This is a genomic window from Anoxybacillus tepidamans PS2 (assembly GCF_000620165.1).
Taxonomy (GTDB): domain Bacteria; phylum Bacillota; class Bacilli; order Bacillales; family Anoxybacillaceae; genus Anoxybacteroides; species Anoxybacteroides tepidamans_A.
In genome coordinates, this window is record NZ_JHVN01000005.1 from 18,439 (window position 1) to 37,239 (window position 18,801).

At 45.7% G+C, this 18,801-nt stretch carries 26 protein-coding genes and 1 riboswitch; of the genes, 6 read left to right on the forward strand and 20 right to left on the reverse strand.

All coding sequences use genetic code 11. The features are described from left to right. Positions 1-252 precede the first annotated feature (252 nt). Positions 253-789 (forward strand): HD domain-containing protein, encoded by a 537-nt coding sequence (locus N667_RS0106745; RefSeq protein WP_027408871.1) that lies wholly within the window; start codon positions 253-255, stop codon positions 787-789. A 19-nt stretch (positions 790-808) separates the two neighbouring features. Here the strand turns inward: N667_RS0106745 and metC are convergent, their stop codons facing one another. The 5 genes from metC to N667_RS0106770 form a co-directional block, all read right to left on the reverse strand. After that, positions 809-1,987, reverse strand: a complete 1,179-nt coding sequence (gene metC / locus N667_RS0106750) for a cystathionine beta-lyase (RefSeq protein WP_027408872.1) — start codon at positions 1,985-1,987, stop codon at positions 809-811. A gap of 4 nt (positions 1,988-1,991) precedes the next feature. Continuing rightward, positions 1,992-3,095, reverse strand: a complete 1,104-nt coding sequence (locus N667_RS0106755; RefSeq protein WP_027408873.1) for a methionine biosynthesis PLP-dependent protein — start codon at positions 3,093-3,095, stop codon at positions 1,992-1,994. 75 nt (positions 3,096-3,170) lie between these two features. Further along, positions 3,171-3,282, reverse strand: a riboswitch (SAM riboswitch). 282 nt (positions 3,283-3,564) lie between these two features. After that, positions 3,565-4,341, reverse strand: coding sequence for a 3-hydroxybutyrate dehydrogenase (locus tag N667_RS0106760; RefSeq protein ID WP_027408874.1), 777 nt, complete (start codon positions 4,339-4,341; stop codon positions 3,565-3,567). A 17-nt stretch (positions 4,342-4,358) separates the two neighbouring features. Further along, the gene (locus tag N667_RS0106765; protein ID WP_027408875.1) at positions 4,359-5,678 is read right to left on the reverse strand and encodes a GntP family permease; all 1,320 of its coding nucleotides are present in this window, start codon (positions 5,676-5,678) and stop codon (positions 4,359-4,361) included. Between the two features lie 269 nt (positions 5,679-5,947). Continuing rightward, on the reverse strand, positions 5,948-7,303 hold the full coding sequence (locus tag N667_RS0106770; protein WP_084278995.1) for a sigma-54 interaction domain-containing protein: 1,356 nt from the start codon (positions 7,301-7,303) through the stop codon (positions 5,948-5,950). Positions 7,304-7,490: 187 nt separating this feature from the next. Here N667_RS0106770 and N667_RS0106775 point away from each other — a divergent pair, with 187 nt between their 5' ends. The 3 genes from N667_RS0106775 (at position 7,491) to N667_RS0106785 (ending at position 9,244) form a co-directional block, all read left to right on the forward strand. Then, positions 7,491-8,219 carry an alpha/beta hydrolase gene (locus N667_RS0106775; RefSeq protein ID WP_027408877.1) on the forward strand — a complete coding sequence of 243 codons (729 nt, stop codon included), beginning with the start codon at positions 7,491-7,493 and terminating at the stop codon, positions 8,217-8,219. A 73-nt stretch (positions 8,220-8,292) separates the two neighbouring features. Then, complete coding sequence (locus N667_RS0106780) at positions 8,293-8,811, forward strand: YjcG family protein (RefSeq protein WP_027408878.1); 519 nt, start codon at positions 8,293-8,295, stop codon at positions 8,809-8,811. 1 nt (position 8,812) lies between these two features. Further along, positions 8,813-9,244 carry a GNAT family N-acetyltransferase gene (locus N667_RS0106785; RefSeq protein WP_027408879.1) on the forward strand — a complete coding sequence of 144 codons (432 nt, stop codon included), beginning with the start codon at positions 8,813-8,815 and terminating at the stop codon, positions 9,242-9,244. A gap of 21 nt (positions 9,245-9,265) precedes the next feature. Here the strand turns inward: N667_RS0106785 and N667_RS0106790 are convergent, their stop codons facing one another. After that, complete coding sequence (locus N667_RS0106790) at positions 9,266-10,171, reverse strand: MBL fold metallo-hydrolase (protein ID WP_027408880.1); 906 nt, start codon at positions 10,169-10,171, stop codon at positions 9,266-9,268. A gap of 14 nt (positions 10,172-10,185) precedes the next feature. Continuing rightward, the gene (locus tag N667_RS0106795) at positions 10,186-10,428 is read right to left on the reverse strand and encodes a hypothetical protein (protein ID WP_027408881.1); all 243 of its coding nucleotides are present in this window, start codon (positions 10,426-10,428) and stop codon (positions 10,186-10,188) included. Between the two features lie 314 nt (positions 10,429-10,742). On the opposite strand from N667_RS0106795, the gene N667_RS0106800 reads away from it, so the two are divergent. Further along, positions 10,743-12,962 (forward strand): competence protein CoiA family protein, encoded by a 2,220-nt coding sequence (locus N667_RS0106800; RefSeq protein WP_027408882.1) that lies wholly within the window; start codon positions 10,743-10,745, stop codon positions 12,960-12,962. A gap of 17 nt (positions 12,963-12,979) precedes the next feature. Here the strand turns inward: N667_RS0106800 and N667_RS0106805 are convergent, their stop codons facing one another. The 3 genes from N667_RS0106805 to N667_RS0106815 form a co-directional block, all read right to left on the reverse strand. Continuing rightward, positions 12,980-13,237, reverse strand: a complete 258-nt coding sequence (locus N667_RS0106805) for a stage VI sporulation protein F (RefSeq protein WP_027408883.1) — start codon at positions 13,235-13,237, stop codon at positions 12,980-12,982. Positions 13,238-13,352: 115 nt separating this feature from the next. After that, positions 13,353-13,475: a YjcZ family sporulation protein gene (locus tag N667_RS19360; RefSeq protein WP_084278957.1), complete on the reverse strand. Its 123-nt coding sequence runs from the start codon at positions 13,473-13,475 to the stop codon at positions 13,353-13,355. A gap of 70 nt (positions 13,476-13,545) precedes the next feature. Beyond that, positions 13,546-13,782: a hypothetical protein gene (locus N667_RS0106815; RefSeq protein ID WP_027408884.1), complete on the reverse strand. Its 237-nt coding sequence runs from the start codon at positions 13,780-13,782 to the stop codon at positions 13,546-13,548. A gap of 130 nt (positions 13,783-13,912) precedes the next feature. Between N667_RS0106815 and N667_RS0106820 the strand changes: the two genes are divergently transcribed. Then, positions 13,913-14,227 (forward strand): thioredoxin family protein, encoded by a 315-nt coding sequence (locus N667_RS0106820; protein ID WP_027408885.1) that lies wholly within the window; start codon positions 13,913-13,915, stop codon positions 14,225-14,227. Between the two features lie 48 nt (positions 14,228-14,275). Here the strand turns inward: N667_RS0106820 and N667_RS19960 are convergent, their stop codons facing one another. The 10 genes from N667_RS19960 to N667_RS0106870 form a co-directional block, all read right to left on the reverse strand. Beyond that, positions 14,276-14,446, reverse strand: coding sequence for a hypothetical protein (locus N667_RS19960; RefSeq protein ID WP_198020523.1), 171 nt, complete (start codon positions 14,444-14,446; stop codon positions 14,276-14,278). Positions 14,447-14,462: 16 nt separating this feature from the next. Then, complete coding sequence (locus tag N667_RS0106830) at positions 14,463-15,323, reverse strand: DUF421 domain-containing protein (RefSeq protein WP_027408886.1); 861 nt, start codon at positions 15,321-15,323, stop codon at positions 14,463-14,465. Positions 15,324-15,335: 12 nt separating this feature from the next. Beyond that, entirely contained in the window at positions 15,336-15,542 is a 207-nt protein-coding gene (locus tag N667_RS0106835; RefSeq protein ID WP_027408887.1) for a DUF1657 domain-containing protein, read from the reverse strand. Positions 15,543-15,554: 12 nt separating this feature from the next. Beyond that, on the reverse strand, positions 15,555-15,911 hold the full coding sequence (gene spoVAE / locus N667_RS0106840) for a stage V sporulation protein AE (protein WP_027408888.1): 357 nt from the start codon (positions 15,909-15,911) through the stop codon (positions 15,555-15,557). Then, a complete protein-coding gene (gene spoVAD, locus N667_RS0106845) occupies positions 15,908-16,924 on the reverse strand; it encodes a stage V sporulation protein AD (protein ID WP_027408889.1) in 1,017 nt (338 codons plus the stop codon). Before spoVAD ends, spoVAE begins: the two co-directional genes overlap by 4 nt. Beyond that, positions 16,924-17,403 (reverse strand): stage V sporulation protein AC, encoded by a 480-nt coding sequence (gene spoVAC / locus N667_RS0106850; protein WP_027408890.1) that lies wholly within the window; start codon positions 17,401-17,403, stop codon positions 16,924-16,926. Before spoVAC ends, spoVAD begins: the two co-directional genes overlap by 1 nt. Positions 17,404-17,418: 15 nt before the next feature. Further along, the gene (locus N667_RS0106855; RefSeq protein WP_027408891.1) at positions 17,419-17,889 is read right to left on the reverse strand and encodes a YhcN/YlaJ family sporulation lipoprotein; all 471 of its coding nucleotides are present in this window, start codon (positions 17,887-17,889) and stop codon (positions 17,419-17,421) included. A gap of 94 nt (positions 17,890-17,983) precedes the next feature. Next, positions 17,984-18,187: a DUF1657 domain-containing protein gene (locus N667_RS0106860; protein ID WP_027408892.1), complete on the reverse strand. Its 204-nt coding sequence runs from the start codon at positions 18,185-18,187 to the stop codon at positions 17,984-17,986. A 118-nt stretch (positions 18,188-18,305) separates the two neighbouring features. Continuing rightward, on the reverse strand, positions 18,306-18,509 hold the full coding sequence (locus tag N667_RS0106865; RefSeq protein ID WP_027408893.1) for a hypothetical protein: 204 nt from the start codon (positions 18,507-18,509) through the stop codon (positions 18,306-18,308). 29 nt (positions 18,510-18,538) lie between these two features. After that, positions 18,539-18,775 (reverse strand): hypothetical protein, encoded by a 237-nt coding sequence (locus N667_RS0106870; RefSeq protein ID WP_027408894.1) that lies wholly within the window; start codon positions 18,773-18,775, stop codon positions 18,539-18,541. Positions 18,776-18,801: the final 26 nt, after the last annotated feature.

The window sequence follows — 18,801 nt, forward strand, 5'->3', positions numbered from 1 at the left end:
CCACAAGAAATTATCACATAATGCTAACGTTCTGTCTATTGGAAATAGTGGATGGTCACATGAACCTGCTCGCTCGTTTAACAAGAAATTCATCAACGATGTATAACAGAGTTTTTTTACCTTCCAGTTCTTTGCTTTTCGGCCCATTTCCATGCACTAAATGAAAAATTTGACCCGTGACATTCTCCCATTGCTCTGATTCCTTTTTTTGTGATATGATGACAAGAAACACTTTTAAGCGGAGGGATTTTGATGAGATGCGTCACGCTTGAGGATGTGTTTGTTCATCCGATTGCGCAAAAATATTTGAAGCGGTCTGGCATCGCCCATGCGATTGCGGTGGCGTATCATGCGTATCGGTTCGCCCTCAACCATGGTGTGAATGTCGATTTAGCGACGAAAGCCGCTCTATTGCATGATATCGGCCATTATGAATGGTACTCGAACGGAACATGGGATTACGAGAAATATAAACAAAATGACATCCATGCGATTAAAGGGGCGGAGCGCGCGCATAAGCTGCTCATTCGCCTGGGGGAACATCCGAAAAATGCAAAGGAAATCGCCCTGGCGATCCTCTTGCATACGGACTCTTACCTTCCAGAAGGAGAGCTTAAGCGCAAGCCGCTGCAGACGGTGATCAAACTCGCGGACGAAGCGGATGAAGAACCGGGCGGCAAGCATCATTACCGGCATATCGACGAAGCGCTCGCGCTGAAAAAAATTAGAGAGCTTGATGAATTGGTTGACAAGCAATTACAAAAAGAGCGGCTTGATTATATTATATAAGGCTAGGCGAATATAGCGCCTAGCCTTCAACTGTGATCGGCTTGTTTGCGACATGAAAGAGCGCTTCGTTAAAGTCGGCAATTAAATCATCCGCTGCTTCCAATCCGACGCTTAAACGAAGCAGCCCGTCGGTAATTCCCCGGCGATGCCGCTCCTCTTTCGGCATGGCCGCATGCGACATTTTTGCCGGGTACGATAAAATCGACTCCACCGCCCCTAAGCTCACCGCAAATACCGGAATTTTCACGTGCTTCACAAACGTGCGCACCGCTTCTTCGTCCGCTAAACGGAACGACAGCACCGCACCAAAGCCGGCTGCTTGATAGCGCTGCACCGAATGGCCGGAATGATATGAAAGCCCCGGATAATACACTTCCTCCACTTTCGGATGTTTCGCTAAAAAGGAAGCGATTTTCATCGCTGATTCGCTCGATTGTTTGAGGCGGACATGAAGCGTTTTTAAACCGCGCAAGACAAGCCACGCATCCTGCACTCCCAAGACGGCGCCAAACGCGTTTTGCAGCTTATATAACCGCTCCGCTAGCTTCGGATCTTTGACGACGGCAAGCCCCGCGACGACATCGCTATGGCCGGATAAAAATTTTGTGGCGCTATGAAGAACGACATCGACGCCGAGCTCAAGCGGCCGCTGCAAGGCAGGCGTCATAAACGTATTGTCCAAAAACGTTAAACAGCCGTTTGCTTTCGCCAATTTCACGATGCCGCGAATATCCGTCACTTTTAATAACGGGTTGGACGGCGTTTCTACATAAATTACTTTCGTGTTCGGCCGGATATGTGAAGCGACTTCGTGCAAATCGGTCATGTCGACAAACGTATACTCGATGCCAAAGCGGCTTAACACCTCGGTAATCATTCGATACGTCCCGCCGTACACATCTTCCGTCACAAGCACATGGTCGCCTTTTGACAACAGCAAAAACGCCGTGGAAATGGCCGCCATGCCGGACGAAAAAGCAAATCCCCGCACCCCGCCTTCCAACTCGGCAATCGTCTCCTCTAACGCCTCGCGCGTCGGGTTGCCGGAACGGCTGTAATCGTATTTGCCGAACTCGTCAAAATCGAACTGGTGAAACGTGGACGCGTGCTGAATCGGCACGCTGACCGCGCCTGTTTCCTTGTCAACTTTCCATTTGTTATGCAACAAATTGGTTTGAAATGAAAATGATGAACCCATGCCGCTACACCTCTTTCATATGTTTCAAGGCTTGCGATAAATCAGCGATTAAATCCTCGACATGCTCGATGCCGACCGAAAACCGCAATAAACGGTTACAAACGCCGTTGGCGATGCGCACTTCCTCTGGAATATCCGCATGCGTTTGCGTCGCCGGGTACGTAATAAAGCTTTCCACGCCGCCGAGGCTTTCGGCAAACGTAATCAGCTGTAAGCTTTGCAAGAAGCGATTGACCCAGCGTTCGTCCCGCACGCGAAACGACAGCATTCCGCCCCGCCCCGGATAGAGCACGTCGGTCACATCTTCGTGCGCCGCTAAAAATTCGCTAATTCGCCGCGCGTTTTCTTCGTGCTGCCGCATGCGCAGCGCCAGCGTCTTCATGCCGCGGATTAACAGCCACGAGTCAAACGGCGACAACACCGCTCCGATGGCGTTGTGATATTCAGCCAACCGTTGACAGAGCTCCTCTCCCTTGGCGACGACAAGCCCCGCTAGCACGTCGTTATGGCCGCCTAAATATTTCGTCGCGCTATGAATGACAATATCCGCTCCTTGTTCAATCGGCCGCTGGATCACCGGCGTGTAAAACGTATTATCGACAATAAGCAGCAATCCGTGCCGCTTAGCGAGTTTAGCGACTTCGCCAATGTCGGTCTCCTGCATGAGCGGATTGGTCGGCGTTTCAAGGAAAATGGCTTTCGTTTTCTCCGAAATCGATTCCTCCACTAATTGTATGTCGCGAAAATCGACGTAATGAAAGTCCAAGCCGTACTTTCTCCATCCTCTTTCAAAAAGCCGGTATGTACCGCCATAAAGATCGGCGGATACTAAAAACTCGTCGCCGCTTTCAAACAAAGCAAGCACCGTTTGGATCGCAGCCATCCCTGAGCTGAAGGCATAGCCTTGGTCGCCGCCTTCTAGTTTGGCGATCGCTTCCTCGATAATTTTTCGCGTCGGATTGCCCGTCCGAATGTAATCAAACCCGGTCGATTGTCCAATTCCTTCATGGCGATAGGCGGTCGAAAAATAGACCGGCGGGTTGACCGTCCCTGTTGCGTTCTCGCTTCGATTCCCAATTTGCGCAAGCACCGTTTCCACTTTTTCCATCCAAGCTCTCCCCTTTTTCATAAAATAAAAAAAGTCTTCTTAAGAAGAAGACTTTACATACGAACGAAGCGCTTCTTCTTATCTTTCGAATTGACCGAAACCAATTCGCTGGATTTAGCACCTGACCGATACCGGCTGGTTGCTGAAGCTTCACTGGGCCAGTTCCCTCCGCTTCTCTTGATAAGAAAGCAAAACGATATGGAATTTTCTAATTTTCTATCAATTTACATGATTTTCTGGCAATTTGCAAGTTATTTTTTTATTGCACAAGTATTGAATATCCATTCTTTTACCTAAACACTAGCTTTTCTGCCGAAGTCGGCAAGCAAATAGCTTGCCGACTAGGCATTTGGTAGACATGCCCCCTCGAACAATGAACGCTTTGCGGGCAAATGAATGTTGCCCGTTGCGTTATTGTTCGAGGGGAGGCAGAAAAGCTAGGAATATTGGATCATCAACACACCTGTTTTTACTGTGCTGTATACCCCCCGTCGATGACAATTGCCTGGCCTGTAATGCCTTTGGCTTTTTCGCTCGCCAAAAAGAGCGCATAGTCGGCGATTTCTTCGACGGAAAGCAGCCGGCGTTGCGGAACAAGCGGATAAATGACTTCCTCTAGCACGTTTTCTAGCGGGACGTTTCTTGTCGCTGCCAAATCGGAAAGCTGGTTGCGCACAAGCGGCGTATCGACATAGCCGGGGCATAAAGCGTTGACCGTGATTCCGTGCGCTGCTCCTTCGAGCGCCGCCACCTTCGTTAAGCCGATCACCCCGTGCTTGGCGCTATTGTAGGCCGCTTTTCCAGCGAAACCGACCAATCCGTTAATCGACGCCATGTTAATAATGCGGCCGTATTGTTGCTGTTTCATGATCGGAAAAGCGTGTTTGATCGCCAAAAACGGCGCCACAAGCATGACGCGGACGAGCGTTTCAAACCGTTCGGTCGGAAATTGATCGATCGGCGCCACATGCTGCAGCCCGGCATTGTTGACTAAAATATCGAGGCGCCCGTATTGTGCCATCGTTTTCTCAATCGCTGATTGAATTTCCTCTTCCATCGTTACGTCACATTTAAAACCGATCGCTTCCCCTCCTTCGCTAACGAGCGACTGAGCCGCTTCCTGCACCGCTTCTCCGTTAATATCGGTAAGAACGACTTTCGCCCCTTGCTGCGCAAAACGTTGGGCTATTTCGAATCCGATCCCTCGCGCGGCTCCTGTGATGAACATTACGTGATTGCGTACCATTTGGTAAACCTCCTATTTTAAATCCCTAACCCCAATGAGAATAAGATGATGGCAAGGACTGTCCCAAGCACCGGAACGATCACGGTTAGCGCGCCGACCGCCCCGTATGCATCGCGGTGCGTTTCACCGCAAATCGCGCGGATCGTTGTGACGACATACCCGTTATGCGGCAGTGAATCGAGCCCGCCTGACGAGATCGCTACAACTCGGTGCAGCGCTTCCGGATTGACTCCTAAATCTAAGTAATGCGGCGCTAAAAGCGGCAACGCGATCGCCTGGCCTCCGGAAGCGGAACCGGTGATTCCCGCGATAACGCTGACAGCGATAGCGCTACCAATGAGCGGGCTTCCTGGAATGTTTGTAATCGCATGTACAGCCTCTGTAAAGGCTGGAACGGCTTTCGCTACGCCGCCAAAGCCAACAACGGCTGCCGTGTTTCCTAGCGCAATGAGCGCGCCAAGCGTCCCTTCTGAAACGGCACCGGCAAAATTGCGAAAATAGTTTCGATTCAAAGCGTACGCCGCAATCACGCCGCCAAGCAATGCGATAATTAAAGCCGATTCCTTTAACGAATTATGGAACACAAAAGCGATGATTAACACGACCGCAAGCGGAGCCATGCCAGCGATTGGATGCGGCAGCGGCTTATCGCTTACTTCCGGATCGCCTTCTCTCGGAATGAACCGCTCGCCGTTTGCAACCGCTTTCATAATCATTCGCTTTAGCCACCAATATCCGAAAACAGCCATGAATACGGCGACAATAATGCTTACTTCCCATCCGGCGTAAGGCGACGTTTTTAAATATTGAATCGGAATCCAGTTTTGAATTTCCGGTGAACCGGCCGATGTCATCGTAAACGTCACCGAACCGAACGCCAACGCCCCCGGAATGAAACGGCGCGGCAAATCGGCCTGCTTAAATAAGCTCACAGCCATTGGATAGACGGAAAAGGCAACGACAAACAAGCTCACTCCGCCATATGTTAATACGGCACAAGCAAGCACGACAGCAAGCGCGGCCCGCTTCACTCCAAGCTTGTCGACAATCCATTTGGAAACGCTCTCCGCTGCCCCGCTGTCCTCCATCACCTTGCCGAAAATCGCACCTAATAAAAACATTAAATACCATGATTGAATGAAGCTTGAAAAACCAGCCATATAATTCCCGACAAAATTGGCTTCTCCCTCGCCAACCAGCTGCGGAAACAGCGGCATTCCGCTCAATACGGCAACGATGAGCGCACACAGCGGCGCCGCAATGAATAAGTTCATGCCTCGCATCGTCAAATAAATTAATAATGCCAGTCCCCCGATTAGACCGATCATACTCCACATTTCCCAACACCCCCTATGTGCATTTCGCAAAATATGAGACACTGCCGATGGAACTTCAGCTTTCTTTGATCCATCCCTCCTTATCGAAAAGCGTTCGCTTTTTTCTTTTGCAAAAACTGTGCCAAGAAAAATAGAAAGAAAATAAATCATATCCCAACTATGTTTGTAGCGATTGTTTCCATCATTCCGGAATGAGGACAAAAAAGACAAGGAATACACGCCTGAAAAAATTCCGTTTTTCCGGAACAGATTCCAGAAAAACGGAATACTTACTCATCTAACCGATATTTTTTGATTTTTTCATACATGGCTGATTTGCTGATGCCAAGCGCTTTCGCCGCTTTTAACTTATCGCCGCGGAAACGCTGCAAGCTTTGCTCGATGGCTGCTTTTTCCGTCTCTTCAAGCAATTCCTTTAACGTTTTTCCTTCGATTTGATACGTTGTATTCGCTTTCAAATATTCGGGCAAAGCATCCACTGTAATCGTCTTGCCACTTTCGAAATGAACGGCTGCTTCCATCACGTTTTCCAACTCGCGAATGTTTCCTGGCCAAACGTGCTGCCGCAACAGTTGCAGGACATCGGGGCTGATGGCGGTCACCCGTTTTCCTGATCGTTTCGCAATTTTTTTGATGAAATGATACGCCAACATTTCAATATCTTCCGGCCGCTCGCGAAGCGGCGGAATGACAAAAGGAACGACGTTAATGCGATAATATAAATCTTCGCGGAACCGTTTTTCTTCGATCATTTTTTCAAGCGGACGGTTGGTGGCGGCAATAATTCGCACATCAATGGAAACGGTTTTCGTTGAACCAATCGGCTCTACTTCTTTTTCTTGCAGCACGCGCAAAAGCTTGACTTGCATATGAAGCGGCAAGTCGCCAATCTCATCAAGAAAAATCGTTCCACCGTCGGCCAGCTGAAACTTCCCTTTTTTCCCGCCTTTCTTCGCCCCGGTGAACGCTCCTTCCTCATAGCCAAACAGCTCTGACTCTAATAAATGCTCCGGAATGGCGCCGCAATTCACTTTCACAAACGGCTTTTCGCTCCGGCTGCTTAACTGATGGACGCTGTGGGCAAACAGCTCCTTTCCCGTGCCGCTTTCGCCGCGGATCAACACGGAAATGTCGCTGTCGGCAATTCGTTTTACTTTTTCTTTTAATTCCTCCATTTGCTTAGAGCATGAAATGATATCGGATAGTGTATATTTCGCGCCGTTGTTTTCTTTCCATTCTTGAAGATATGTCTGTAATTGCGATAATAAACTTTTGATATGGCTGTTCATCCGCTTCCATTCATTGGTATCGCGAAAAATGACCGTGCCGACCGCGCCGATGACTTTTCCGTCCACTTTAATCGGAATGCGGTTGGCAATCATATAGTTTCCTTTAATGTAATGCAAGTCTGCGATTTCTTCTTTCCCTGTCTTTACGACAATATGCATCCGCGTATTTTCAATAACCTCCGTCACATGCTTCCCGACCGCTTCTTCTTGGCTTTTCTCTAGAAACTCGCAGTAGTTTTTATTAATATAAATAATTTTGCCTTGGTCATCGACAACGACAATCCATTCGTACGCATTATTAATCACTGCTTCTAAAATTTTATGCTGAAAGACGATGCTCTCCACTTTCCCATCTCCCCTTACGCAAAAACACCCTTTAGTATTCATGTTTGACAAAGAGAAAAAAACACCTTCTCGCCGCAGCTGAAAAAGAAAAAGTGGACATGCTAGAAAGTGACATAGTTTGTCGAAAATATGTTACAATATCCTATGAATTTTTACTTTGTGATGGAGGATGCAAGCGATGACAATACAAAAAGGAATCGTAAACGAGCAAACGATTTATAGCCATGAGCTGCAAGAAGAAGTTACTTTGCTGATTTATGTGCCAAGCACGTTTTCTCCGCTTTACAAATACTCTCTTCTTATCGCCCAAGACGGCAAAGATTATTTCATGTTTGGCAAAGTAGGGCGCGTTGTTGAGAGCCTAATGGAAGAGAAAAAAATCGACCGCACGATCGTTGTCGGAATTCCATATAAAGATGTTAATGACCGTTACGAAAAATATCACCCAGAAGGAAAGCAGCATGCGGCTTATATGAAATTTTTAACGAATGAACTTGTGCCACATTTAGATCGCGAATTCCCTACATATCAAATGGGGATGGGGCGCGCTCTCATCGGCGATTCGTTAGGCGGTGCGGTATCGTTGCTTGCGGGGCTTGCGTATCCGCATACGTTCGGAAAAATCGCGATGCAATCGCCGTATATTGATGAAACGATCTTGAAAAAAATTGAGCAGTTTTCTGAACCGCATTTGCTTCATTTGTACCACTCGATTGGCAGTGAAGAAACAGCGGTCAAAACGACGAACGGAAGCTTCCGCGATTTTGTGACGCCAAATCGGAAAGCGCGCGATCTTTTTGTACAAAAAGGATTTTCCTATAAATACGAAGAATTTGCCGGCGATCATGCATGGACATACTGGCAGCCGGATCTCCCTAAAGCGCTCGAACATATTCTCGCGCTCTAAAAAGTGTTACACTACAATACTTTTCAAAATTTTGTTATAATTAAATAATACTGCGATATAGGGAGGGATTGAAATGAAATACGGCATTGCCATTTTTCCATCGAAGCGGGTTCAAGATTTTGCGAATTCATATCGAAAGCGCTACGACAGCCACTATGCTTTGATTCCGCCGCATATCACGCTAAAGACGGCGTTTGAAGCGGATGACAGCCAAATGCCAGCAATCGTGAAAGCGCTTCGACAAATTGCGGCTGAAACTGACACCATTCCGTTGAAAATCACGAAATTCAGCTCGTTTTATCCGGCCAACAACGTCATTTATTTGAAGGTAGAGCCGAATGAACAGCTAGAGCAGCTTCATAAAAAATTGTACAGCGGCATTTTTACCGATAAACCAGCGTATGCGTTTGTTCCGCATATTACGATTGGCCAAGATTTATCAGACGGTGAATACTCCGATGTATACGGACAATTAAAAATGCAAACAGTGAATTTTGAGGAAACAGTCGACCGCTTCCATCTCCTTTACCAGCTTGAGGATGGAGCGTGGACGGTGTACGAAACGTTCCGAATTGGAAAGGACGAAGAATAATATGCACGTCGTCTTTGGCCGAAAAGGGGACGAATCGCTTTATCAAGATGCCCTCTCCATTCGCGAAAAAGTGTTTGTAATCGAACAAAATGTCCCGGTAGAAGAAGAAATTGATTCATTTGAAGAGGAAGCGACTCATTTTGTTCTTTATGATGGGAACAAACCAGTTGGAGCTGGGAGATTTCGCTTGCTTGAAGAAGGAATCGGGAAAATCGAACGGATTTGTGTGTTGCCAGACTATCGAAGTAAAGGAGCGGGCCGCCTCATTATGGAGGGCATTGAGCGATTCGCGAGCGAATGCGGCGTGAAAAAAACGAAATTGAACGCGCAAACGCACGCGGAAGCGTTTTACAGCAAATTAGGCTATGAAACCGTTTCTGACGTGTTTATGGATGCCGGCATTCCGCACGTAACAATGGTAAAAAAACTGTAGGACCGTATCATACGGTCCTTTTTATATGCCTTGATTCGCTCTAATCCATAGCGAATGGCGCTCGATGGAAAGAAGAGCTTTTCCGTCTTTGATAAGTTTCGATAAATAGCCGGTGATCGCTGTGCGGTATAGCATCCATGAAGAAACAAGATTTGTTTCAATTTCCCAACGCACGCACATTTCATGAATCAATTGCTCTTGGCTTAATCCGTCCGCATGGTTGCTTATAATTTGCTCCATACTTGCAAGCACTCGTTCATGCCAAGCAATGTTTTCTTGAATCACTGATTGGGCGTTTTCGGCATACGTCCCGTGCCCTGGAACGGCACGGGACGTCGGAAGCGAAAGAAGGCGCTGCAATGTGCGGAGCGTCTCATCCGCATCAACGATATACGGAATTTTATGTTTTTCTAACGCTTCTATGCCGAAAAAGGCGTCGCCCGCATACAATACGCCGTCAATAATATAACCGAGCTGATAGTAGCTATGTCCGGGCAAAGCGATGCTCTCGATCTTTAGCCCTTCTACATCCCACGTTCCTTCTTTCATCACTTCATCGACGCGCATCGCTTCCCCTTCAAGAAACTTATTGCGCATTTCCGCAAGCGGCCAATTTCCTTGAAATAAATAAATCGGCTCAAGAACCGGATTTCGTAAAATCGCTTCCTCCAGCATCGGAGCAACGGTATAAACGTTCCGCTGCTTCTGTAAATAGGCCGCTCCTCCGTAATGATCGGCATGGGCATGGGTAATGAAAAGATGCGTAAGCGGCAAACGCTGTTCTTCTAGTATGTTCAATACTTTTTTCGTCGCGCTTCGATCAAGTCCCGCATCGATAAGAATGCCTATATCTCCATGATGAACGTAGCCGATATTGACAGCTCCTTTAAAATAGTAGCAACGATCAGAAATATTGATAAGTTCCATCTAAAACCTCCATGCTATATGTACTCATTGAACCACCGCCCTTTTCCGGTGATCTCCGCTTCGATCTGTGCTGCTAACGTCTCTTTCTCGTTTGCCGCCTTCTTGCGCTCCGGCGACTTCAATGAGAGCTCATGGCGATACCGGGCGATCGCCTTCAACGGCGCGACAGGGGGTGTTGCGAACGAATAGGAATAGTGCGGCACCGGCCGATTCGCATAATAAAAAAATGAATCATACGGAGAAGCAACCGTATACATGTTATAATCCTCCCCATCATTAGTAAAATTCCATACATCATTAGAAAATCCTTTTTCTTATCATATGTTTGACAGTCGGTTTCAATGTTGAGGGAGGCACGTTTTCTTCTCTTTGGAAGTTGATTGGAAAATGACGAACCCTCTATAATCACGTGTTCTTTTTTTGATAGATGCAAGCCTCTGCCACTAGGTTTCTATGCTTTTTCTAGCCAATTCACTAATCATCCCCCTTCGCAAAACGTTATTGGTTCGTCTGTTCATCCTGTGTTATCATGGACAGTGATGTTTGCAAACGAAACAGGGGAGCTTTCGGTATGGACAGTGCAAAATACAAAGGAAAACTTATCCGCCTTTCATCATTTCCGAGAGAAAAATATGAGGCCGCATACGGAGCGGCGCTGCGCGGTCATATTACTTGCGCGGCATGCGGCGAACCGGTCAAGCTTTATTTAGGTATTCAACAGCCGCCGCATTTTTATCATGAGAATAAGGAAAATTGTTTCTTTTCTACCGAAGACACGTTAGCCAACCATCCAGAGTGGAATGAGCCTATTTTCTACCAACCCTCTTCCCCTTTTCTAGAAAGAAAGACAGAAAGGGCTTGCGATGAAGCTGGTTATATACAAACTCTTTTAAAAGCTAATATTCGGTTGGACGCGGCGCAATGGCAGGCGGTGCAGGCGACAGAGGGACCGCTTCTCGTATTAGCCGGAGCAGGAAGCGGCAAGACGCGCGTGCTGACCGCCCGTACCGCTTATATGATGGCCGAACAAAACATTTCTCCTTCTTCGATGATGCTTGTGACATTTACAACAAAAGCAGCCAATGAAATGAAAGAGCGGCTCCTTTCATACCCAAATATCAATCGCGCTTTTGTTTCTAAGCTTGTGGTCGGCACATTTCACAGCATCTTTTATCGAATGGTCGCCCACTTCGCTCCGGAACGTTGGCGCATTGATCGACTGTTAAAATCGGAATGGCGACGCGAACAAATGATTAAAGAAGCCGGGCGCGAACTTGATTTGGATGAGCGGCAATTTGCCTACGATCAAGCGCTTCAGCAAATTTCTTATTGGAAAAATACGCTCGTCCCTGCTGAAAAGGTCCAGGCGAGCAGCCAATGGGAAGAGCGAGTCGCCTATTTATATAAAAGATACGAAGAAATGAAACGCGAGCAACGACTCTTTGATTTTGACGATATGCTCATCGGCTGCTATGAGATGTTGCTTGAACAGCCGTCATTGCTAGCGCGCTACCAAGAGCGGTTTCGCTACTTTTTAATCGATGAATTTCAAGATATCAATCAAGTGCAATACGATATCATCAACATGATGTGCGCCCATACCCGCAACCTTTGCGCGGTCGGCGATGATGATCAATCGATTTATTCGTTTCGCGGTTCGGATCCTTCTTTCATTCTTGAATTTAAGCAGCGCTATCCAGATGCGCGCATCGTCACTTTGTCGGAAAATTACCGTTCATCCCACAACATTGTCGCGATGGCGAACGCAGTAATTTCACGCAATCGATTTCGGCACAAAAAACAGATGAACGCCCAGCGAGCCGCCAGCGAAACCCCGCTGTTCTTTTTTCCCTATGACGAGGAAGAAGAAGCGACGATGATCGTCGAGGATATAAAGGAACGTCTGCAACACGGAGCGCAGCCTTCCGAGTTTGCGATTTTATACCGCACCCATGCGGCATCACGCGCCATTTTTGAGCGACTCGCACAGGCAAAGCTGCCTTTTGTAATCGAACAAAGCGGAGAATCGTTTTATCAGCGTCGCTTTGTCCGCTCGCTGCTCGCTTATTTGCGGCTAAGCCTAGATCCAAACGACGAAGAAGCGATGAACGATTTACTTGTTTCACTGTTTCTAAAACAGTCCTGTCTGCAAGATCTAAAGGCAATCAGTATTCTCGAAGATTGCTCGCTTGTCCAAGCGCTAGGAAAATTGCAAGGGTTGCTTGCGTTCCAACAAAAAAAACTAAAAGCGATCATACCGCTATTTCGGCAGCTTTCTAAATTAAAACCGCTTGAAGCCATCGAAATCATTGAATCAGAAATGGGTTTTTCCGAGTTTGTTAAAAAAAGAGGCAATGAAGGAAATATGATGGAACGAGGAACCGATGATGTGCGCGATGTGAAAGTCATAGCTAAAAAATTTAAAACGGTTCATGCCTTTCTTAATCACGCCGATGAAATGATCCAAGCGGCCAAAGACAATGGGCAATTTCCTTCATCGGTCGATGCCATTCAGCTTTCGACGATCCATCGCGCTAAAGGGTTGGAATACAATTATGTCTACGTGCTAAGTGCGGTAGAAGGAAGCGTTCCCCATGATTATGCCATCGAAGCCAAACGCAATGGCGACCCGCTTCCTTTAGAAGAAGAGCGGCGCCTCCTATACGTTGCCATGACAAGGGCCAAACATTCTCTCTTTTTCTCCGTTCCGTCACGAAGGCGAATGAAGGCGGTTCAACCGTCCAGATTTCTTCAAGAGTTTATAAATCCAACAGCAGAGGGAGCTCAATAACAGAGACTCCCTCGTTTTTATTTCTTATTGTTAAGCATATTGGCAATCGTGTTAAAATCGATTTGTTTTCCGTTTTGAATGATCATTTTTACAATTTGATCTTCCAGCTCTTTCGGCACTTTTCGATTAGCAATTTGCGCCACCCGTTTCACGACGCTGCGAACCGTTTGTTCGTCTTTGAAATTCGCATTTTGCAGCGAATTAGCAAGTTCGAGAATATCTTTCATATTGACGCCCGTTTTCTTTTCAACATTCTTAAAAAATTGATTATCCATCGTTTCATCCTCCCTCTCCATGTTACATCGTATGAAAAAATAAATAAGAAGTGCATCGATTCAATGAAAAAGTACGAGCTGTCCTTTTTACAAACAGCCCGTACCTTTTGGTTCATTAGCCTACGAACGCCGCGCCAACAATAATTAATAAAATAAACAACACGACGATCAACACGAACGTAGAACCGTAACCGTAACCTCCGTATCCGTAACCACCATATCCACAATATCCAAACATTGCATTGCACCTCCTTGCACGTTTGTAGTGTTATCGTATGCATCTACTTTCGAAACGGTCTGGGCGGTTGCTATTTAAAAATGCGTAAAATTTGCTCCATTTGCTTTTCTTTTTTGCCAAACCAGCTATTGATATAGCCGAGATTTCCTTCGACTTCTTTGAAAAACTGGTCGTTCATTTTTTCGATCTCTTTCATTTTTTGCTCAAAATCTTTGCCCCATTTTTCGAAGCGCCCGATGAATTGGTCGTGTCCTTGATGTTTTGATTTCGCAAAATCTTCTAATGACTTTTCAAATTTCTTCGTCATCAGTTCACCGCCTTTCTATCATCTGTTTATGCCAAAAGGCGGATGATGTGCTAAGGCATCTCCGTTCTTTTTTTGAAAAAATGTGATAAAGTAAAAACGTATGATTTCATAACTTAAGGAGGAATTTCAATTGAAGGAACTACAAACAGCAGAACAATTTCTTGAGGTCGTATCAGGAGAACAACCGATCATCGTCAAATTTTACACAACATGGTGTCCTGATTGCGTGCGGATGGATATGTTTATCGAAGATATTATAAAAGAGTATTCAGAATATGATTGGTTTCAAATAAATCGTGATCATGTTCCAGAGCTTGCGGAAAAATATCAAGTGATGGGCATTCCAAGTTTACTTGTGTTTCAAAAAGGAGAAAAAATTGCCCATCTCCATAGCGCCAACGCCAAAACTCCAGAAGAAGTAAGAACGTTTTTACAGTCGTTGTAATGCCAACTAAAAAAGGGCGTCCGAAAAACGGACGTCCCTTTCTGCCTGTTAATATTCAATTTCTTCATAATCTTTCGGGTGGTGTGTAATGCGATGGTCTTTATATACCCACTCGATCGTTATTTCCTCGTCAGTAGTGTGGATCGGCTTTTCGGGCTCTTTTTTCTTTAATGAAATTCGAATGTCTTCATCGGTCGTTCTTGTTGTTCTTTTCTCCATAGGCGCTGCCCCTCCTTTAATTTTTTAGCAACGGCTCTATTTTTGCTAGCATATCGCTGATTTTTTTAGCGTTTCTCTCATACATTTGCTTTGCCTCGGTAGCTTCCGTTTCAAGCGCAAACAATTCGAAATCCGCTTGCACTTTTTTCAGCGCCGCTAAAAGAAGCTTCTTTGCCTGTGGCTGTGGGACTTGAATCTTATCGTCGTATAAATCGACCGTCAGTTGTCCATACGAATCGACCTGTGCTAAAAAGACGTTTTCCACGGCAACCCCTTGCTTGTCGAGCTCCATCTTGAGCCATCCGCGGTTGAGTCCAGCGGTTGCGAGCGGTTCGTCCAAAATTCTTCCATCCATAATGACCGTTTGCGGCTCTTTTTCTGCTGGAGGGTTTGGAAACACATCTCCCACGGCAAGCGGCTGTTTTTCTCTCTTTAACAACACGTTTAAATCACCGTTTGGTTCTAGCACAGCAAATTCGACATCCGCCACTCGAAATACATCTTTTTTCCGTAATTGTTCCATTAACTCATCAATTGTATATTTTTCACGCTTTAAGTTATTCTCTAAAATTTTTCCATTTTTAATAAAGACCGTTGAATTTCCCTCAACGAAATCGCGGAACTTTTTATTTCTTAATGAAATATATGAAATTCCGACTGGAAATAAAGACCATATTAAAAGGCTTGGAATACCTTCTCTTAAATTAATGCCTAGGTCGACTGATATGGCAGCGGCGATATCACCGACAGTAATGCCAACGACATATTCAAAAAAAGACAATTTCGCTAATTGCTTTTTTCCTAAAATCCTTGTAATGATAAATAACCCTATGAGTATTGAAACAGATCTGATTGATGCTTCCAACCATATTGGCATCGATCTTGCTCCTTACTTTCCTTGATATTGTGGTTCTTCCCGTTCTAACTGGCCAATGCGCTTTTTCAAATCAGCAATGATTTCTTCCGTCACCATCACCGCTTCATGAAATGTTCGCTGCGCGTAGTCATCGGTTGAGGAAAGCGCGATTTGCTGCAGTCCGGCATGGATGCTTTTGAGACTGGCTAAACTTTGTTTCACTTGTGAAGCAACGGTCATCTTTTTTCCTCCTTACCCTTTTGGCCGGAATAACAGGGCGCCGATAAATCCGAAAACAATCGCAGCCGAAATTCCGGCGCTCGTGACTTCAAACATGCCGGTTAACACGCCGATAATTCCGTGTTGGTCTGCTTCCTGCAAAGCGCCGTGAACGAGTGCGTTTCCGAAGCTAGTAATTGGAATCGTGGCCCCCGCTCCGGCAAAATCGATGAGCGGCTCATACAATCCAAATCCGTCTAAAATGGCTCCGATAACGACGAGAATGCTTAATGTATGCGCCGGTGTTAATTTGAACACATCGATCATAATTTGGCCGATGACACAAATGATTCCGCCAACGACAAAGGCCCAGAAAAACATCCCCATCATGCTTCATCACCTCCGTACTCGATCGCCACCGCATGCGCAATGCATGGAATCGTTTCATTTTGCTGAAACGAAAGCGGGGATAATAAAGCACCGGTAGCGACGACGAGAATTCGTTTGAACTCGCCGCGTTTCATACGATTGAGCAAATGGCCATATACGACGGTCGCTGAACATCCCGCGCCGCTTGCCCCTGATAATACCGGCTGATCGTCCCGGTAAATGAGCAAGCCGCAATCTTGATATCTCTCTTCTTCAATTGATAGGCCATGCTCACGCATTAAATCGAGCGACACTTGGCGGCCAATTTTTCCTAAGTCGCCGGTGACAATTAAGTCGTAATATGAACTATCAATTTGCATGTCCCTTAGGTGCGCTTCGATCGTATCAACGGCAGCAGGAGCCATTGCCCCTCCCATATTAAATGGGTCGCTCAGTCCCATATCAACGACTTTACCGATCGTTGCGGCGACGACGCGCGGACCTTGTCCTTGGTTGCTTAGAAGGGCGACTCCCGCTCCTGTTACTGTCCATTGAGCGGTCGGCGGCTTTTGTCCGCCATATTCCGTCGGATAACGGAATTGTTTTTCGACGGCTGTATTATGGCTTGATGCCCCCGTCAATACATATCGTGCTCCGCCGTGATTGACGATAAAGGCGCCTAAGGCTAACCCTTCCATTGACGTTGAGCAGGCGCCGAACACCCCAATATATGGAGAGCCAAGCGTTCTGGCTGCAAAGTTAGATGGGGTCATTTGATTAATTAAATCGCCGGCGATAATAAACTCGACTTGTTCTTTCGTCACTCCGCCTTTTTCCATTGCCTTAAAAAAGGCTTCTTCCAACAATACTTTATGGGCTTTCTCGTATGATTCTTCCCCAAGCCAAAGATCTTCATGCAATAAATCGAAATCATCAGCGATGCGCCCGTTCGCTTCAAACGGCCCGCCAACAGCCGCTGTGGCAACAATAACTGGGCGATTTTCAAACACCCACGTACGGTGGCCTTGCAGCATCAGAGACCACCCCATTTCACGGCGATCGTTTTAACTAAAGCAATAATGAAAGCGGCGAATGTGCCAAATAAGATGACTGAGCCGGCAAGTTTAAACATATTCGATCCGACACCTAACACAAACCCTTCTGTGCGATGTTCGATCGCTGCAGAAATGACAGCGTTTCCGAACCCGGTCACCGGTACGGCTGTTCCTGCTCCTGCAAATTGGGCAATTCGATCATACACCCCTAATCCAGTCAAGATCATTGAAAGGAATACCATTGTAGCAACAGTGGGATTTCCAGCGGTCTGCTCAGTAAAATCGAAAAAGTACATATAAAAATATGAAATCGCTTGGCCGATTGTACAAATGAGTCCCCCAATTAAAAAAGCACGCAGACAGTTTCTCAGAACTGGACGTTTCGTTTCCCTTTCTTTTTCAAATAAATGATATTCCTGCTGTACGGGCGTCAAATTTTTCCGTTTGTCGTTTGCCATATCGCCACCCCTTTATCACGTGCGTTCCTCACTTAACTTTTTTAATTTTTCGATTTGCTGATTAAGTTCTCGTTCATTGATAGCGTCTTTTTGCATCCGCTGTCTTAATTCATTTGTCTTCCAAAATAATTTCAAATCCCCTGATGTGACAATTTGATAATCAGGAAATTGCTTTTTTAGTTGTTTCGCTACTTCTTGATCAATTTGTTGTTTGCGGAAGCGGCTCATTTGTTTAATTTGGTAGGCGAGAAGCAGTTTCTTGTTCGTATTCAGCGCTACCGCATCGTGAATCTCTTTTTTCGCCCGAATACGTTCCACCGCTTGCCTTGCAACTGATTGGTCGACCGGACCGAGTTGAGCTGCCCCATCCGAGTTGAGCTTAATCATATTTTTTCCTTGTAATGATTGACTTTTTATGTCCGGTTCACGTGCGCATCCCGCTATCATTACTATGAAAATGATCATTGCTTGTACGCTTTTTCTCATATTTCATCAACCCATCCGTATATGTATTTCGTTTGAAAAAAGGTTGGTGCTTAACCAACCTTTTGATTCTTACACTTTTTAAGTGCTCCGACTTTTATTGTTTATACTGAGGTTCTTCGTTTTGGATTTCTTGGACGCGAGAATTAATCATGTCTACAATCGCTTGTGTTTGTTGTGCCGCTTGTTGATAAAGCTGTTTTGCGGCTTGATTTTCAGTTTGGAGAGCAAATGTTTCGAAGCTTGCTTGAGCCGATTTTAATCCCGCTAATGTTTGTTTTACTTGAGATGCAACTGTCACTGATAAAACCTCCTAAAAGTTTGATTACAATTGTTATAATGGATTTTTATTCAAAAAATATGAATTCCATTTTTTATCAATAAAAAACTGCCCCTTGATTTAGAGGCAGTTTGTTTGCTTATTTTTTTTCTTCCACTTTGTCGGAATAGCCACGCCCAAGCGATGGGTTATTAATAATTCCAGCCATCACAAGAATGCTCAAAAGTGCTTCATACAAATCCTCATATTTGCCTAAATCGATATCAACCCCAAATGTTTTTAAAGCCATGATTACAAAAGAAGCAATCGCCAACCATAATCCATAATTTTTAAATCGCTCCATTTGGTTCCTCTCCCCATTTCATTGTCCTTTTAAATCCATGAGAACGGTCTTCGACCTTCGTTGCCTTCGTTACCTTCGTTTTCTCCTTGCTCTTCGTTTTCTTCTAACTGGTTTTCTTCTTGAATTTCCTCAATTCCCTCGACATCCACATTGCGTGGAGAGAACCATGGATCGTGAATGCGTCTTCTTGGAACGATGACGACATCGTCTGCATGAATGATCAGCTTATCGACGTGAATAACACGCGGTTTTTTATTTTCCGACATGTTTCTTTCCTCCTTATCATTTAAAG

Coding starts and splice junctions, on each gene's coding strand:
- N667_RS0106745 (WP_027408871.1), top strand. CDS start 253: ATGAGATGCGTCACGCTTGAGGATGTGTTTGTTCATCCGATTGCGCAA.
- metC (WP_027408872.1), bottom strand. CDS start 1,987: ATGGGTTCATCATTTTCATTTCAAACCAATTTGTTGCATAACAAATGG.
- N667_RS0106755 (WP_027408873.1), bottom strand. CDS start 3,095: ATGGAAAAAGTGGAAACGGTGCTTGCGCAAATTGGGAATCGAAGCGAG.
- N667_RS0106760 (WP_027408874.1), bottom strand. CDS start 4,341: ATGGTACGCAATCACGTAATGTTCATCACAGGAGCCGCGCGAGGGATC.
- N667_RS0106765 (WP_027408875.1), bottom strand. CDS start 5,678: ATGTGGAGTATGATCGGTCTAATCGGGGGACTGGCATTATTAATTTAT.
- N667_RS0106775 (WP_027408877.1), top strand. CDS start 7,491: ATGACAATACAAAAAGGAATCGTAAACGAGCAAACGATTTATAGCCAT.
- N667_RS0106780 (WP_027408878.1), top strand. CDS start 8,293: ATGAAATACGGCATTGCCATTTTTCCATCGAAGCGGGTTCAAGATTTT.
- N667_RS0106785 (WP_027408879.1), top strand. CDS start 8,813: ATGCACGTCGTCTTTGGCCGAAAAGGGGACGAATCGCTTTATCAAGAT.
- N667_RS0106790 (WP_027408880.1), bottom strand. CDS start 10,171: ATGGAACTTATCAATATTTCTGATCGTTGCTACTATTTTAAAGGAGCT.
- N667_RS0106795 (WP_027408881.1), bottom strand. CDS start 10,428: ATGTATACGGTTGCTTCTCCGTATGATTCATTTTTTTATTATGCGAAT.
- N667_RS0106800 (WP_027408882.1), top strand. CDS start 10,743: ATGGACAGTGCAAAATACAAAGGAAAACTTATCCGCCTTTCATCATTT.
- N667_RS0106805 (WP_027408883.1), bottom strand. CDS start 13,237: ATGGATAATCAATTTTTTAAGAATGTTGAAAAGAAAACGGGCGTCAAT.
- N667_RS19360 (WP_084278957.1), bottom strand. CDS start 13,475: ATGTTTGGATATTGTGGATATGGTGGTTACGGATACGGAGGTTACGGT.
- N667_RS0106815 (WP_027408884.1), bottom strand. CDS start 13,782: ATGACGAAGAAATTTGAAAAGTCATTAGAAGATTTTGCGAAATCAAAA.
- N667_RS19960 (WP_198020523.1), bottom strand. CDS start 14,446: ATGGAGAAAAGAACAACAAGAACGACCGATGAAGACATTCGAATTTCA.
- N667_RS0106830 (WP_027408886.1), bottom strand. CDS start 15,323: ATGCCAATATGGTTGGAAGCATCAATCAGATCTGTTTCAATACTCATA.
- N667_RS0106835 (WP_027408887.1), bottom strand. CDS start 15,542: ATGACCGTTGCTTCACAAGTGAAACAAAGTTTAGCCAGTCTCAAAAGC.
- spoVAE (WP_027408888.1), bottom strand. CDS start 15,911: ATGATGGGGATGTTTTTCTGGGCCTTTGTCGTTGGCGGAATCATTTGT.
- spoVAD (WP_027408889.1), bottom strand. CDS start 16,924: ATGCTGCAAGGCCACCGTACGTGGGTGTTTGAAAATCGCCCAGTTATT.
- spoVAC (WP_027408890.1), bottom strand. CDS start 17,403: ATGGCAAACGACAAACGGAAAAATTTGACGCCCGTACAGCAGGAATAT.
- N667_RS0106855 (WP_027408891.1), bottom strand. CDS start 17,889: ATGAGAAAAAGCGTACAAGCAATGATCATTTTCATAGTAATGATAGCG.
- N667_RS0106865 (WP_027408893.1), bottom strand. CDS start 18,509: ATGGAGCGATTTAAAAATTATGGATTATGGTTGGCGATTGCTTCTTTT.
- N667_RS0106870 (WP_027408894.1), bottom strand. CDS start 18,775: ATGTCGGAAAATAAAAAACCGCGTGTTATTCACGTCGATAAGCTGATC.